The organism is Archangium sp. (assembly GCF_036389735.1).
Classification (GTDB): domain Bacteria; phylum Myxococcota; class Myxococcia; order Myxococcales; family Myxococcaceae; genus Archangium.
In genome coordinates this window covers 1-15,532 of sequence record NZ_DASVWK010000190.1, presented here as the reverse complement: position 1 = coordinate 15,532, position 15,532 = coordinate 1, and the positions used below count along the sequence as shown (strand labels likewise).

Here is a 15,532-nt window from a genome sequence, read left to right as displayed (position 1 = left end):
GAGGGGCTCGAAGACGGCGGTGACAGTCAACGTGAAGAACTGCGGTGCCTCCAACGGGGGGCCGCTCACCCTCTACGGGCTCGAGTTCCACTCGGCGGATGGGCACCCGGACACGGATGTGCAATTCAACGTGGCGCCGCTGACGCTGCCGCACCGGCTGCTGCCCGGTGAGGAGGTGAGCTTCAAGGTCTTCTACGAGCCCTCCCGGGCGGGAGCCACCGCGGGTCGGCTGGTGATGACCACGGACGTGTATTCGGGCACCACCACGGAGCTGGACTTCACGGGCCTGGCGGAGCAGCACGCGCCCTGCCAGCTGGTCGTCACCCCGACGACGGTGGACTTCGGCACGGTGGTGCCCGGCAAGGGCGCGGTGCTGGGGGTGAAGGTGTCGAACCTCGGGACGGACCTGTGCCCGGTGAAGAACATCCGCCTGCGCGACAACGGGGGCGGGGTGTTCGGCATGCCCGGCAACGAGCTGGACGGCATCATCATCTACCCCGGGGACTGGTTCAGCTTCATGGTGTCCTTCCAGGCGCCCGCCTCGGGAGGCAGCTTCACGGGCATGGCCCAGGTCGAGCAGGCGGATCCCGCCAACCCGGTGCTGCTGGTGCCGCTGGTGGCGAACTCGCAGGCCGCGTGCCTGGTGGCCTCGCCGCGCTTCGTGGACTGGGGCGTGGCGCGCCCGGACTGCCCGCCGGCGCCTCGCGAGGTGAACTACCTCAACGCCTGCAGGGTCCCGGTGACGCTGTCCAACATGCGCATCGGCGCGGGCACCACGGACGGCGAGTTCACGCTCCAGGGCGCGCCGACCATGCCCATGACGCTCGCCCCGGGTGAGGCCGTCACCGTGGAGGTGGGCTACCTGGCCAAGGTGTTCGGGCTGAACCTGTCGCCGCTCTTCGTGGACTCGTCGGATCTGCCCGAGCCGCTGCTCGTCCCGCTCATTGGCGAGTCCTCCCGGCGCGTGGACAAGACGGACACCTTCGTCCAGCAGGACGGCAGCAAGGTGGACGTCCTCTTCGTGGTGGACAACACCGCGTCCATGGTGGAGGAGCAGCCGCGCATCGTGTCGGCCATGCCCGCCTTCGCGGACGCGGCGCTGGCCAAGGGCGTGGACATGCACGTGGCGGTGACCACCACCGGCATCGAGCCCATCTCCAACGCCTGCTCCGGCGGGGCGCGTGGTGGCGAGGCGGGGCGCTTCTTCCCGGTGGACAACAGCCGGCCGCGCATCCTCTCGCAGCGCACGCCGGACCTGGCCTCGGTGCTCCAGCAGAACGTGTCCGTGGGCCAGTGCGCGGTGGTGGAGCAGGGCTTCGAGGCCGTGCGCCGCGCCCTCTCGGAGCCGCTGGTGAGCAGCTCGGACGACCCGCGCTCGCCCGAGAGGAACGACGGCAACCGGGGCTTCCTGCGCGACGAGGCGGCGCTGGTCGTCGTCTTCATGGGCGACGAGGACGACCACTCGCCCGACAGCGTGGACACCTACGTGCGCTTCCTCCAGACGCGCAAGGGCGAGTACCAGCCGCAGCGCATGACCATCTACGCCATCGCACCCACCACGGCCGCGGGCTGCCCCACCTCCGGCGGCGCCGGCACGCGCTACGCGGAGGCCGCGGCCCGTACCGGCGGCGAGGTGCTCTCCGTGTGCGCCTCCGACTACGCGCCCCTGCTGCGCTCGGTGGCCAACAAGGCCTTCTCCGCACAGGACCGCTTCCCGCTCAGCGAGCAGCCAGACGCGGGCAGCATCTCCGTGCTGGTGGACGGCGTCCCCATGGCGAGCGGTTGGACGTATGACGGCGCCACCAACAGCGTCGTCTTCGCCAAGGCGCCCGCGCCGGGCGCGAAGGTGAAGATCAGCTACCGCCGCGCGTGCCGCTAGCGCGGGGGTGGACTCGCTCCGGGGCCGAGGAATCGGCTCCGGACGAAGACATGTCGGCCCCGGGTGCTACAGCTCCGCACCGGTCTGTGCGGTTGACCGGAAAATTGGAGGGCAACCCATGCTGAGTACCCTGAGGGCGTCCCCGCAGCAGGAGGCGACGGTGAGCTCCCGACAGCACGACGACAACTCCACTTCCGAGGGGCGCTCGCTCCCCCGTCGTACGCCGTCGGCTGATCGCCTGCCGAGCGGCCTGCGCGTCATCAACGGAGGGGGGCAGCGCCGGCAGGACGAGCCGCTCGTCTCTCGTGACGCGGTGGCCCGGGCCCTGATGGAGGCGGGGGTGGATCTCCTGCTGCGCCGCATCAGCCCGGCCCGGGCCGCGGAGATTGAAGTCAAGGTGGACCGGGTGTTGGACCTCTTCGACCGGGTGGACGCCGCCCCGGTGCTGATGCCGGTGCTCCGCAAGCACCTGGACGAGCTGGAGGCCCTCATGAGGGAGACCCGCGAGGTCCGTTCCCCCGCCCGCCGTGGGGGGTAGGTAGGAGGGCGAGCGACAGGAGGTTTGACCCTCCCGCCCAGGGCGCTTACGCTCGGAGCCCTTCAGCGCCCGCCCCGTGTCGATCGAAACCTACGGCAACTACCAGCTCATCAAGCGACTGGCCATGGGCGGCATGGCGCAGATCTATCTCGCGCGCCCGCGGAGCCCCGGGGGCGCCGAGAAGCTGGTGGTCAAGCGCATCCTCCCGCACCTGGCGGAGAACGCGGACTTCATCCGGATGTTCCTGGACGAGGCGCGCATCGCCGCCCGGCTCAACCACCCCAACATCGTCCAGATTCATGACCTGGGGGCGCAGGACGACAGCTTCTTCATCGCCATGGAGTACATCCACGGCGAGGACCTGCGGCGCGTATGGAAGCGGGCGGACCGGGCCGGCACGCCCATCCCGGTACCGCTGGTGTGCCGCGTCATCATCGACGCCTGCGCCGGCCTGGACTACGCGCACAAGAAGACGGACGCCCAGGGCAAGCCGTTGGGCATCGTCCACCGGGACATCTCGCCGCAGAACATCCTGCTGACGTTCGATGGGCGGGTGAAGGTGGTGGACTTCGGCATCGCCAAGGCGGCGGACCAGGCCACCGTGACGCGCTCGGGGGTGCTCAAGGGCAAGTACTCGTACATGTCGCCGGAGCAGGCCGCCGGGCAGAAGGTGGACTGCCGCAGCGACATCTTCGCCCTGGGCGTGGTGCTGTACGAGCTGCTCACCTGCATCCGCCTCTTCAAGCGCCCCAATGACATGGCCACGCTCCAGGCGGTGGCCGATTGCAACATCCTTCCGCCCTCCCAGGCCAACCCGCGCGTGCCGAAGGACCTGGACGCCCTCGTCATGAAGGCGCTGGCGCGCGGCCCGGATGACCGGTTCGCCGAGGCGGCGCAGCTCCAGCTCGCGCTGGAGGACTGGCTCGCGAGCCACCCGCTGCCGTCGTCCACGGCGGACGTGGCGGCCTTCATGCAGACCCTCTACGCCACGCGGCTGGCCGAGGAGGCCCGGCTGGGTGACGTGCTCGTGGAGGACTCCGAGTCCCTCCCCCCACAGGATGCCCGGTCGCTCGAGCGCGCGGTGGACCGGTCCGCCGAGACGAGGGCGGCGCCGGCCCGGGACTCGACGGATCGGCAGGAGCGCCCCTCGCGGTCCCGGACGCCTCGGGGCGATCCGCGCGGCTCCTCGGAGCGCAAGGTGCTGGAGCCCAGGCGGACCGTAGACCTTCGTCGGGCCGCGGAGCTCCCCGCGGAGCCGCGTTCCGCCTCCTCCGACAGGCCACGGCCGAGCCGGGCGAAGCAGCCGGCCCTCCCCGCGTCCGTACCCGCTCCCGCGCCGATTCCCGCCCCCACGCCTCGGAGGCAGAACCGGTTGGCGGTGGGGCTCGTCACGGCGGGAGTCCTGGTGGGTCTGGGCCTGGGGGCCTGGGGAGCGCTGCGTTCCGGCTCGGCGCCACTGGCTCCGGACGCGACGGCGAAGGTCGCGCCCAGGCCGAAGCCGCCGGAGCCCTCCCCGTCGACCACCTCCACCACCTCGGAGCCCCCTCGGGAGCAGCCGAAGCCGTCGCCCGTGCGGCTCACGCTGCGGACGAAGCCCGAGCAGGTGTCCCTGACGGTGGACGGCAAGGCGTACGAGAAGACGCCGGTGGTGGTGTCCGCCACGCCCGGGCAGGAGCTGACGGTGCGGGCGGAGGCGGCGCGCTACCGCGCGGTGTCCAGGAAGATCGCCGTGGGGCAGGGGCCGGCGCAGGACGTCATCCTGGAGCTCGAGCCGCTGGCCGAGCCCGTGCACCGGGACGAGCGCAAGCCGGAGCCCGCCCGGGCCGTGGTGACCGAGACCCGGGAGACCCGTCCGCAGGAGGGCCGCAAGGCCATGGTGCGCTTCGTGGTGAAGCCGCTCAGCGTGTGGGCCGAGGTCTCCTGCAACGGGACGAAGATGGGCGAGACGCCCTTCCGGGATGTGCAGATGACGGTCGGCTCGTACGACTGCAAGTTCTCGAATCCGGACCAGGGCACGCGCACCCGGCGCGTCGAGGTGAAGCCCGGCGTCCCCAACATCGTGGTCGTGCAGTTCTAGGCGCGCGACCGTTCTCCTGAGATCTCCGACGTGACACTCGAAGCAGGCAGCCCCATTGGCAAGTACGTCGTCAAGCGCAAGCTCGCCGAGGGGGGCATGGCGGAGATCTACCTGGCCACCGCCAGGGGACCCGAGGGCTTCGAGAAGGAAGTCGTCATCAAGCGGGTGCGCTCGTTCCTCGCGGGGGACGAGGGCTTCGTGCAGATGTTCATCGCCGAGGCGCGGCTGGCCTCGGGGCTCAACCACGCCAACGTGGTGCAGATCTTCGACTTCGACAAGCACGAGGACTCCTACTACCTGGCGATGGAGTACGTGCGCGGCTGCTCCCTGTGGGACCTGCGCAAGCGCTGCCGGGAGAAGGGCCTGACCATGCCCCCGGTGCTGGTGGCGCACATTGGCGCGCAGGTGGCGGCGGGGCTGAACTACGCGCACCGGCTCAAGTCCCCGGATGGGACGCCGTTCAGGCTGGTGCACCGCGACGTCACCCCGCACAACGTGCTGCTGTCGCTCGACGGGGCGGTGAAGCTCACCGACTTCGGCATCGCCAAGGCGGGCAACAAGCTGACGCAGCCGGGCGTGCTCAAGGGCAAGTTCGCGTACATGTCCCCGGAGCAGGCGCGCGGCGAGGCGGTGGACGCGCGCACGGACGTCTTCGCGCTCGGCATCGTGCTCTGGGAGATGCTCACCGGGGGCCGGCTGTTCGACGGGGACTCGGAGATGGCCGTGCTCCGCTCGGTGCAGGAGAGCGTCATCGCCTCCCCGGCCCGCCTCAACCCGGACGTGCCGGAGGACCTCGACGAGGTGGTGGCCACCGCGCTCGAGCGTGACCCGGCGGCCCGCTTCCAGTCGGCCGGCGAGCTGGAGCGCGCGCTGGCCCAGTGCGTGCTGGGCCATGCCCGCAGCGTGGACGACACGGACGTGGCCACCTTCGTGCGGCGGGCCCTCGATGCGCCGCTCACCCTGTTCATCCCGGCTCCCGCGGCGCTGTTGGAGCGTTCGCAGCGGCGCGACCGCACGGGCGAGCTGCCCGCGGTGGTGGACGCCAGCAAGCAGCCGACGCCCGAGCCCTCCCGCCCCGAGTCCACCGCGGTGCTGCGCAATGACGCCGGTACCCCCGTGGGAAGCGGCAGGTCGGTGCGCACCGCGCAGCCCGAGGAGTCCCTCGTCTCGGCGTCCACCCACGTGCTGTCTCGCGAGGCCGAGCCGCGTCCCGAGCGCTCCACCCTGCCACTTCCCTCCGTTCATGGTGCGAGGGACTCGCGCCCCGTGCCCATGCCTGTCGCGCAGGGGGAGGGGAGCGCGTCGCCCTCCGCCGCCCCCGTGCGAGTGGCCCAGGTGATGCCGGTCGTCACCTCCGCGTCCGAGCCCGCACGGGCACCCGTGGCCACGCCGGAGACCGCCACGGCGAAGCGTCCGGGCAAGGGGCTCCGGGTGGGCGTGGGCGTGGCGGCCCTCGTCCTCATCGGAGGCGTGACGGCCCTGGTGGCGCCCTCGAAGCAGCCGGCGCCGACGACTCCTCCTTCCATGACGGAGACCGCCCCGACGGCCGCTCCGTCCGAAGCGAAGCCCGAGGCTCCCGCGCAGCCCCCGCCCGCCCCGGCCCCCGCCGCGAGCACCGCCACCCCGGAAGCTCCACCCGCCGCCGAGGCCCGGGGCTCCCTCATCGTCACGGCCAAGCCCTTCGCCACCGTCCTCATCGCGGGCCAGAAGCCCCGGGAAGTGCAGGGGCGCTCGAAGTTCTCGCTGGCGCCGGGCACCTACAAGGTCACCTTCCAGCACCCCTCGGGCTCCGAGTCCCACGAGATCACCATCACGGCCGGTGGCGCGGTGGTGCGCAACTTCGTCGCGCGCAAGCGGTAGCCCGCCCGCGCCCCTCCGTCCCTCGACAGTCAAGCCCGTGACTCCGTGAGCCGGTGAGGCGCGCGCGCCCGCTCTCCGTGTGCCCACTGCTACCGACTGCTACAGGCAGTCCTTGACAGCTTCACGGGCTTTCTGGCATTCACTGGCGTCCATTCAGTGGAATATATTCAATGGAAGGTAGCCGGTTGCTGGAACCCGAGGAGCTCGAGCGCATCGAACGCGACTTCGCCGGGGGCCTGCCGGCCAGGGAGATCCTCGAGATCTTCCGGCCGCGAGGCGTCCAGCTCTCCGAGGCCACGTTCCGCAAGTATGTGCAGGTAGGACTGCTACCTCGCAGCCGGCGAGTGGGGCGCAAGGGGAAGCACCAGGGCAGCCGGGGGCTCTACCCGGTGGAAGCGGTGCGGCGGATCAACGCCATCAAAAAAATGATGGCCGAAGGTCACACCCTGGAGGACATCAAGCGCTCCTTCCTGTTCCATAGGAATCACATCGATCAGCTGGAGCGGGATCTCTCCGAGGTGTTCGAGGGGTTTCAGGATCAGCTGGGGGAGCGCCCCTTCGGGACGGAGTACCGGCGCACATTGGAGGAGGAGCTGGCCACGCTGAGGTCAAGGGCCCAGGAACTGGTCCGGGACGTGGCCCGCCTGGGCAGTGCGGTTTCCGCGCGCCGAGACGAAAAGCTCCAATCTCAATAGGATGGCGGCCAAGGGACCGGGTAGAGTGGACTCAATTTTGGAGGGGACATGTCTGAAGTGAAGCAGCAGCGGCCGGAGGAGGAGGCGCCCGCGGAAGCGGAGGGTGGGGCGGAGCGCCGTCGCTCGAAGACGATGTCACGCAAGGAGATGGCGCGGGATCTGCGTCGCCGTCGGCTGACGGGTCAGATCGACCCCGAGGAGACGGAGCTGCTCGGCGCCGTCGACTCGCAGCGGCCGAAGACGCGGGCGGACTGTGTGAACGGTGCGCGTCCGTGTCTCTTCGTGTCGTGCAAGCACAACCTCTATCTCGATGTGAATCCGGAGACCGGGTCCATCAAGCTCAACTTCCCGGACAAGGAAATCTGGGAGCTGGAGCACACCTGCGCCCTGGACGTGGCGGAGAAGGGTGGCATCACGCTGGAGGAGGTGGGGGCCATCATGAACCTCACCCGCGAGCGCATCCGCCAGGTGGAGACGCGCGGCCTGATGAAGCTGCGCGAGGCCACCGAGGCCGAGCCGCCCGTCTCCGCTCGCAAGCCCTGAGAATCAGGCCGGAGACGCTCGACCACCCTGGGCCTCACGCTTCGTTGACACCCAGGGGGGTGGTTGCTAGACGGGCCGCCTCTCCTACAGACAGAGGCGTGCAACCCCGTGCTGGCTCTCCTCAGCGTTTCCGATAAACGCGGTCTGGTCCCCTTCGCCCAGGGGCTCGTCCGGCTCGGCTTCGAGCTGCTCTCCACTGGAGGCACGCTCGCCGCGCTACAGGCCGCTGGTGTCCCCGCCAGGAAGGTCTCCGAGCACACCCAGAGCCCGGAGATCCTCGGCGGCCGGGTGAAGACGCTCCACCCGCGCATCCACGGCGGCATCCTCGGCCGGTTGAATCTGGAGAGCGACAAGGCGGAGATGGCCGCCCACGGCATCCCCGCCATCTCCCTGGTGGCCGTCAACCTCTACCCCTTCCGGCAGACGGTGGCCTCCGGGGCCGCCGAGGCCGACGTCATCGAGCAGATCGACATTGGCGGGCCGGCCATGGTGCGCGCCGCGGCGAAGAACTTCCGCCACGTGACGGTGGTGGTGGACCCCGAGGACTACGAGGGCGTGCTGGCCGAGCTGGAGAAGTCCCGCGCCACCAGTGAGGACGCGCGTCGGAGGTTGATGCGCAAGGCCTTCGCGCACACCGCGGCCTATGATGCCTCCATCGCGGGCTGGCTGACGTCCCAGGCCGGCGAGCCCTTCCCCCAGGAGCTGACGCTGCCGTTCCAGCGGGTCCAGCACCTGCGCTACGGGGAGAACCCGCACCAGCGCGGCGCTTTCTATCGCGAGCACGCCGCGCCCGCGGAGCCCACCGTGGCCTTCTCCCGCGTCCTCCAGGGCAAGGAACTCTCCTACAACAACATCCTGGACCTGGATGCGGCGCTCGGTCTGGTGCTGGAGTTCCCCGAACAGCCCTGCGCCGTCATCATCAAGCACAACACGCCCTGCGGCGTGGCGCTGGAGGCGTCGCTGACCACGGCCTACCGCACCGCGCGCGCCATCGACGAGGTGTCCGCCTTCGGCGGCATCGTGGCGCTCAACCGCGAGGTGGATCGCACCTGCGCCGAGGCGCTCGCGGAGACGTTCCTCGAGGCCGTCATCGCCCCTTCCTACTCCGCCGAGGCCCTCCAGGTGCTGTCGGCCAAGAAGAACCTGCGCCTGTTGGAGGCTGGCCCCGCGCTGGCCTCGCCCCAGGCCCGCTCCCGCGCCCAGTTGGACGCCCGGAGCGTGTCCGGCGGCCTGGTGCTGCAGGACAAGGATGCCGTCGAGCCCCAGCTCGAATGGAAGGTGGTCTCCAAGCGTGCTCCCACGCCCGACGAGGAGGCCGCCCTGCGCTTCGCCTGGAAGGTGTGCAAGCACGTGAAGAGCAACGCCATCGTGTTCTCCAACGGTTCCAAGCTGCTGGCGGCCGGCGGCGGACAGACGAGCCGGGTGGACTCAGTGAAAATTGCCGCTGCGCGTGGAGGCGAGGCACTCAAGGGGAGTGCCGTGGCCTCGGACGCCTTCTTCCCCTTCAGGGATGGGCTCGACGAAGCCGCCCGGGCGGGGGCCACCTGCGTGATCCAGCCTGGCGGCTCGGTCCGCGACTCAGAGACCATCTCGGCGGCCGATGAACATGGAATGGCCATGGTGGTCACCGGAGTGCGACACTTCCGGCACTAACCATGCGGATCGTCTGTCAAAAGTGTGCGGCGGCCTACGCCATCGATGATCGGGTCATCACCCCCAAGGGTGTGCGCGCGCAGTGTCCGCGCTGCCGTCACCTTCAATTGGTGAAGCGGGAGGACGCTCCCGCCCCTCCCGTGGCCGCGGCTCCAAAGCCCGCCGCCCCGAAACCCGCGGTCGCCGTGCCGAGACCCAACTCGGTGGCGAAGCCCGCTCCGGTTCCGTTGACTCCCTCGGGTTCTCTCTCGGACAACGAGTTGTTCGGGGACCTCGGAGACATCGAGCCGGCGCAGGATCCCAACACGTCGGATGACTCGCTGTTCGGCGACCTCGCGGCGATCGGCAACCCGCCCGCGTCGTCCCAAGAGGACTCGAAGGACTCGCTCTTCGGTGGCCTCGACGAACTCACCCAGTCGTCTCCGTCGAACGCGATCGGCGAGTCCGCGCCAGGCACTCCTGGCTACTCGATTCCGTCGGGCGATCTGCTGTTCGACGACATCGCGCCTCCTCCGCCCGCGCCCAAGCCGGCCGCGCCGGTGCAGGCTCGGCCCGCCGCGCCGGTGCAGCCCAAGCCGGCCGCGCCGGTGCAGGCGAAGCCCGCCGTGCCCGCCGCTCCTGTTCCGTTGCCGGAGCCGGCGGACGATGGGCTGTTCGACTTCAACTCGCCTCCAGGCTTCGAGGCGCCGCCTCCCGCCGCGCCGCCCAAGCCGGCGCCTCCCGTGCAGGCCAGGCCCTCCGCTCCCGTCGCTGCCTCCCTGCCAGCGCCGGAGGATGATGGGCTGTTCGACTTCAACTCGCCTCCTGGGTTCGACGCGCCGCCTCCCGCCGCGCCGCCCAAGCCGGCCGCGCCGGTCCTGCAGGCGAAGCCCGCCGCGCCCTCCGCTCTGGACTTCCCGGAGCCGGAGAACGATGGGCTGTTCGACTTCAACTCGCCTCCTGGCCTCGACACGCCGTCTCAGCCCGCGGCTCCGGCCTCAGCGGCCGCGGCGGCCGATCCGCTCCTCGACTTCTTTGGAGCGCCTCCTGGTCCGCCCGTGTCGGCTCCAACTCCGACACCTGCCCGGGCTCCCGCGCCTGTCGTGGTCCCGGCCGCGAATGCGGCGCCCAAGGCATGCCGTGAGTGCGGCAAGTCGCTGGTGGATCCGTTCGATCAGGCCCTGGGTGCGTGCGAGGACTGCCGGCAGCGCGGAAAGCAGAACGCGCCCCCGCCCGCGGCAGGCGCCGTGGAGGTCCTCGACCTGCCGCCGATGTCCTCGCCCTCCTCGGGTGATGGGGCCGCGTCGGTGTCGCCCGAGTCGCGCAGTGGTGTACGCCCCGCCGCCCCCACGGTGGCGACCGAGTCCCGGAGCGCCGTCCGTGGGTCGGCACCCCGTGCCACGTCGGCCGCGTCCGCCTCCAGCGGGCGGGGCCGTGGCGCGCTGGTGGGCGCCCTGGCTCTCGTGCTGCTGATTGGAGGCGCCGGGGCCGCGTACGTCTTCGTCCCCCAGGTGAAGGCACTGGTGGGCGGCGGCTCGGACAGCTCGGGTAGCTCCGACAGTTCGAGCGGCTCCGCGCAGTCCTCGGACACGTCGAAGCAGCCCTCGACGGCCGGCGGGTTGCCTCCCGCGGTGGAGGCCGTGCTGCCGCGCTGGCGGATCATGTTCGTCGACGCGGGGGAGAGTGACAGCAAGCAGCTCCTCTCCGAGGGACAGGCGCTGCTCGCCAAGGATCAGCGTCTCGCGTACTCGCAGGCCACGGAGCTCTTCCAGCGGGCGCTGCTGTTGGACCCGAAGAGCGATGAGGCCATCGGGGGCTACGTTCAGGCGCTCGCGCTGGGGCTCGGCGCGCGGATGGACGACAAGACCTTCCAGGAAGCGCGTGGCCTCATCGAAGCCGCCGAGGAGCGGGCCAACCGCGCCCCGGACCTGCTGGCGGCCCACGCCAACCTCCTGTTCGCTCGTCCGGAGCAGCCGAACGTGGATCAGGCGCGCAAGCTCGCCGAGGAGGTGTTGGCCAATCCCAAGGACAGCACCGTGGGGCCGAAGGCCGAGGCCCATCTCATCCTGGGCCGCGTCTTCCTGCACTCCTCCCGAGAGCTGGCCAACCAGCACTTCGACTCGGCGCTGGCGATCGCCTCGGACCTCCACCGCGTCCACTACTACCGCGCGCTGGCCGATGAGACGTCCGGGGACTACCCGCAGGCCATCGAGCGGCTCGAGAAGCGGCTCACGCAGGACCCCGACCACTGGGAGACCCGGACCACCCTGGCCCGCATCTACCTGGAGGTGGGCGACGTGGATCGGGCGCGCGAACTCTACGAGTCGCGGCTCAAGATGGCGCCGGGCGACTTCCAGGCCATGCTGTCGCTCGCGGTCATCCGCTACCAGGTGGAGGGCGGCGTGCCCGGTGCGCTGGGGGCCCTGCGCGGCATGCTGCGCAACCGCGAGAAGTACGACGAGCGTGAGGTGTCGGACCTGCTGCTGCACCAGGCGACCGCGGAGCGCGTGTCCAACAACCTGGACGCGGCGACGAAGTCGGCCCGCGAGTCCGCGGAGCTGGTGAAGGACAACCCGGCCGCGCGGCTCCAGCTGTTCCTGATCTCCGTGGCGCGCAAGGACGCGGCGGCGGCGGCCGGTCACCTCACCACCCTCCGGGGTCAGCTCGGGGAGCCCGTGCTGGAGAAGCTGCTCGAGGGCCGGTTGCGGTTGCTGGAGCGCAAGCCCGCCGAGGCGATGGCGCTCTTCATGGAGGCCACGCGGATGGATGCGCGCCGCATGGATGCACTGCTGCTGGCCGGAGTGGCCGCCGCCCAGGAGGGGCGTCGGGACGAGGCCTTCCGCTCGTTCGCCCAGGTCGTCCAGTCGGATCCGCTGCGGCTCGCCCCGCGGCCGGTCGTCACGCCCTTCTTCGTGCGCTCCGCGGATCTCCTCGATGGGCTCGAGGGATCCATCATGGCGCTCTCCCGAGGCGACGAGGATCTGCTGGCCCACCTCTACGAGGGAGTCCTGCGCTTCCACCAGGGGGACGCCGCCGCGGCGGAGAAGACGCTGAAGCAGGTGAACGACGTGGACGACAACAACGCCCCCGCGTCCGCCTACCGGGCCTTCCTCGCCCTGGGCCGCAAGGACTTGAAGGCGGCCCAGGCCCATGCCGCTCGCGCGGTGGTGGGCGGGCGTCAGGTGGCCATCGCCCACCTCGCCCAGGGACTCGTGCTGGCGGCGGACGCCAAGCAGCAGGAGCCGGCCAAGAAGTCCCTGCGTGACGCGGTGACGCTCTCTCCGAAGTTGTACTCGGCCGAGGTGAAGCTGGGCGAACTCGAGGGGAACTCCAACCGCAACGCGGTTCGCGAGAAGCTGGTGAGGTTGCTGGGACTCGATCCCTCGTACCTGCCCGCCAAGCGCGTTCTCTACCTGCTCGACAAACGAGGCTGACATGAAGGTACTTCTCCTCGGCTCCGGCGCGCGAGAGCATGCACTCGCGTGGAAGCTCTCCCAGAGCCCGCTGCTGACGAAGCTGCTGGTGGGCCCGGGCAATCCGGGCACCGCCCGCGTGGGCACCAATGTCCCGCTCCAGGCGGACGTGCCCGAGGCGGTGGTGGCGCTCGCCCGTCAGGAGAAGGTGGATCTGGTCGTGGTGGGACCGGAGGCACCGCTGGTGGCGGGGGTGGTGGATGCGCTCGTCGCGGCCGGCATCCCGTGCTTCGGCCCGGTCGCCGCGGCCGCGCGCATCGAGGGCTCCAAGGCCTTCGCCAAGGAGATCATGGCCGAGGCGGGCATACCCACCGCCGGCTTCCGGGTGTTCACCGACGTGGCCGAGGCCGAGGCCTACGCCGTGAGCCAGGGCCGCATCGTCGTCAAGGCGGACGGGCTGGCGGCGGGCAAGGGCGTCATCGTGGCGCAGGACGTGGAGGCTGCCCGCGAGGCGGTGCGCACGGTGGGGGCCATGGGCTCGGCGGGCCAGCGGATGGTGCTGGAGGAACTGCTGGAGGGCGAGGAGGTCTCCGTCATCGCCCTGTGCGACGGCGAGCGCTACGTGCTGCTGCCGCCCGCGCAGGACCACAAGCGGGTAGGGGAGGGCGACACGGGCCCCAACACCGGCGGTATGGGGGCATACACCCCGGTGCCGTTCCTGTCCGACGCGCAGCTCGCGGCGGTGGGCGAGCAGGTGATCGCCCCTACCCTGGCGACGCTGCGGCGGCGGGGAATCCCCTTCCGGGGCGCGCTGTATGCGGGGTTGATGTTGACGCGCAATGGGTTGAAGGTGCTCGAATTCAACGCGCGTTTCGGGGACCCCGAGACGCAGGTGCTGATGATGCAACTGGCCGAGGACGTGCTGCCGCTGCTGGACGCGTGTGCGCGCGCGGGGCGGATCTGGCCGAGGCTCGCTCCCGGGCCTACGCCGCCACGGCCCGCATCCGCTTCGAGGGCATGCACTTCCGTCGGGACATCGGCGCCAAGGGAATGCGGGGGCCTGCCGGGACGCCGTGAAGCTGCTCGCACGCTATCTGCTCAAGGAGCTGGTCATCCCCCTCGGGGTGTGGGTGGCCTTCCTCTTCCTGCTCCTCTTCGTCATGCAGTTCCTGCGGGGCACGGACGTGCTCCTCGGCTCGGCGGTGACGCTGGAGGATCTCGGGCAGTTGCTCGTGTACCTCTCGCCGCACTTCCTGATGATGGCGCTGCCCATCGCCTTCCTCCTGGCCATCCTCCTGGGGCTGGGCCGGCTGTCGGAGGATCGCGAGCTCACCGCGCTCCAGGCGCTCGGCATCGGCCCCGTGCAGCTGCTCGCGGGGCCGCTGGCCATCGGCGCGGTGCTCGCCGGGATGATGGTGGTGATCACCTCCACCTTCGAGCCGTGGGGCCTCACCGGCGTGAAGGAGTTCGTGGCGGAGATCATCAAGAAGAACGTGGTGGGCGACGTGAAGTCCGGCGTCTTCTACGAGGATCTCTCCAACCTCACCCTCTACGCCGAGAAGGTGGAGGGCGAGGACCGCCAGTGGACGAACGTGCTGTTGCACGACGACCGCGAGCGGTCCGCGCCGCTGCTGATGCTCGCGCGCAACGGGCAGGTGAACACGAGCGTCGCCGGGCAGGTGCTGACGCTGGTGCTGGCGGATGGTGAGGCGCACCGGGGCAACCAGGGCTCCACCTCCTACGCGGTCGTCACCTTCCAGCAGGGGGAAGTCGCCGTGGGCGTGGAGGGCTCCATGGGGAGGCGCAACCGCTTCCGCTCGCCCAAGGAGGAACTCACCCCGGGCGAGCTGCTCCAGGCCGCCGACGAGGCCGAGCGCACCGGGGGAGATCCGAGGCCGTTCCTCATGGCGCTGCACAACCGGATCGGTCACGCGCTCGCGCCGCTGTCTTTCGCGCTGCTGGGCACGCCGTTGGCCATCGGGCGCCGGCAGGGCGGCCGCGCGTGGGGCTACCTGCTCACGCTGAGTGGCTACGTGCTCTTCTACCTGCTCATGCGGCTCTTCGAGCAGATGGGCCAGCAGGGGAGGCTCCCGGTGCTCGTGGCGGGCCAGCTCGCCAACGTCATCTTCTGCGCGGCGGGGCTCGTGGCCATGTACCGCGTGAGCCGCTCGGGGACGGTGCGGTGAACCGGACCCTCTTCCGCTACGTGGCCCGCACCTACGTCCAGTTCGCGGTGGGCATCTTCGCCGCCGTGCTCGCGGTGTTCCTCGTGGTGGACTTCGTGGACCGGGCGCGCAACTACACCGGCGAGGGCTGGGTGTGGAACGTGCTGCTGCTCTACGCCAACAAGGCGCTGGTGGCCACGCAGCAACTGGGGCCGGCCGCGCTGCTGCTGGCCGCCGGGGCCTCGGTGTCCTCCCTGCGCAAGCGCGGCGAGGTGACGGCGATGCAGTCCCTCACCTTCGGGCCCTCTGCCCTCTACCTGCCCGTGGCCCTGTGCGTGGCCCTGGCCTGCGTGGGGCTCGTGGCGTTCGACGAGTGGGTGAGCGTGAAGGCGGCCCACCGCGTGGAGGAGATCACCACCCAGCGCTTCAACCGCTGGGGCGACTGGGGCCTGTACCACTCCCCCAAGCAGTGGTTCCGCCGGGGAGACCTCATCTTCTACCTGCGCGGGGGCAGTGCGCAGGAGGGCTTCGACAACGTGTCGATCCTCACCGTCACCCCGGACTTCCGGCTGGCGCGGCGCCTGGACGCGAAGTCGATGCTCCCGCTGGAGGGCACCCGCTGGAGGCTGAGCGGCGTGGTGGAGCGCTCCTTCACCAAGGACGGCCAGTCCTCGGTGCGCGAGCTGGAGGAGGCCGAGTACGACCTGGGCGTGAGCGCGGAGACGTTCCG

9 protein-coding genes and 2 pseudogenes are annotated in these 15,532 nt (G+C 70.6%); all 11 read left to right on the top strand.

Annotated features, from left to right (window positions below; translation table 11 throughout):
* A pseudogene (locus VF794_RS07135) lies at positions 1–1,879 on the top strand (hypothetical protein); the annotation flags it as partial.
* A gap of 160 nt (positions 1,880–2,039) precedes the next feature.
* Positions 2,040–2,417, top strand: a complete 378-nt coding sequence (locus VF794_RS07130; protein ID WP_414640880.1) for a hypothetical protein — start codon at positions 2,040–2,042, stop codon at positions 2,415–2,417.
* A 76-nt stretch (positions 2,418–2,493) separates the two neighbouring features.
* Complete coding sequence (locus tag VF794_RS07125) at positions 2,494–4,494, top strand: serine/threonine-protein kinase (RefSeq protein WP_331108422.1); 2,001 nt, start codon at positions 2,494–2,496, stop codon at positions 4,492–4,494.
* 30 nt (positions 4,495–4,524) lie between these two features.
* Positions 4,525–6,354: a protein kinase domain-containing protein gene (locus VF794_RS07120; RefSeq protein ID WP_331108421.1), complete on the top strand. Its 1,830-nt coding sequence runs from the start codon at positions 4,525–4,527 to the stop codon at positions 6,352–6,354.
* 170 nt (positions 6,355–6,524) lie between these two features.
* Positions 6,525–7,049 carry a MerR family transcriptional regulator gene (locus VF794_RS07115; protein WP_331108420.1) on the top strand — a complete coding sequence of 175 codons (525 nt, stop codon included), beginning with the start codon at positions 6,525–6,527 and terminating at the stop codon, positions 7,047–7,049.
* Positions 7,050–7,097: 48 nt separating this feature from the next.
* Positions 7,098–7,592, top strand: a complete 495-nt coding sequence (locus VF794_RS07110; RefSeq protein ID WP_331108419.1) for a sigma factor-like helix-turn-helix DNA-binding protein — start codon at positions 7,098–7,100, stop codon at positions 7,590–7,592.
* A gap of 108 nt (positions 7,593–7,700) precedes the next feature.
* Positions 7,701–9,245 carry a bifunctional phosphoribosylaminoimidazolecarboxamide formyltransferase/IMP cyclohydrolase gene (purH, locus tag VF794_RS07105; protein WP_331108418.1) on the top strand — a complete coding sequence of 515 codons (1,545 nt, stop codon included), beginning with the start codon at positions 7,701–7,703 and terminating at the stop codon, positions 9,243–9,245.
* 2 nt (positions 9,246–9,247) lie between these two features.
* The gene (locus tag VF794_RS07100) at positions 9,248–12,658 is read left to right on the top strand and encodes a tetratricopeptide repeat protein (protein ID WP_331108417.1); all 3,411 of its coding nucleotides are present in this window, start codon (positions 9,248–9,250) and stop codon (positions 12,656–12,658) included.
* Position 12,659: 1 nt separating this feature from the next.
* Positions 12,660–13,714, top strand: a pseudogene (gene purD, locus VF794_RS07095) (phosphoribosylamine--glycine ligase).
* Complete coding sequence (locus VF794_RS07090) at positions 13,711–14,823, top strand: LptF/LptG family permease (RefSeq protein WP_331108416.1); 1,113 nt, start codon at positions 13,711–13,713, stop codon at positions 14,821–14,823. Before purD ends, VF794_RS07090 begins: the two are co-directional and overlap by 4 nt.
* Positions 14,820–15,532 (top strand): LptF/LptG family permease (locus VF794_RS07085; protein ID WP_331108415.1); only part of this gene is annotated, 713 nt, incomplete at its 3' end. The genes VF794_RS07090 and VF794_RS07085, both read left to right, overlap by 4 nt.

Bases quoted from the DNA above. Each gene is read 5' to 3' on its own strand.
- VF794_RS07115 (WP_331108420.1), top strand. From the start codon at position 6,525: ATGGAAGGTAGCCGGTTGCTGGAACCCGAGGAGCTCGAGCGCATCGAA.
- VF794_RS07110 (WP_331108419.1), top strand. From the start codon at position 7,098: ATGTCTGAAGTGAAGCAGCAGCGGCCGGAGGAGGAGGCGCCCGCGGAA.
- VF794_RS07100 (WP_331108417.1), top strand. From the start codon at position 9,248: ATGCGGATCGTCTGTCAAAAGTGTGCGGCGGCCTACGCCATCGATGAT.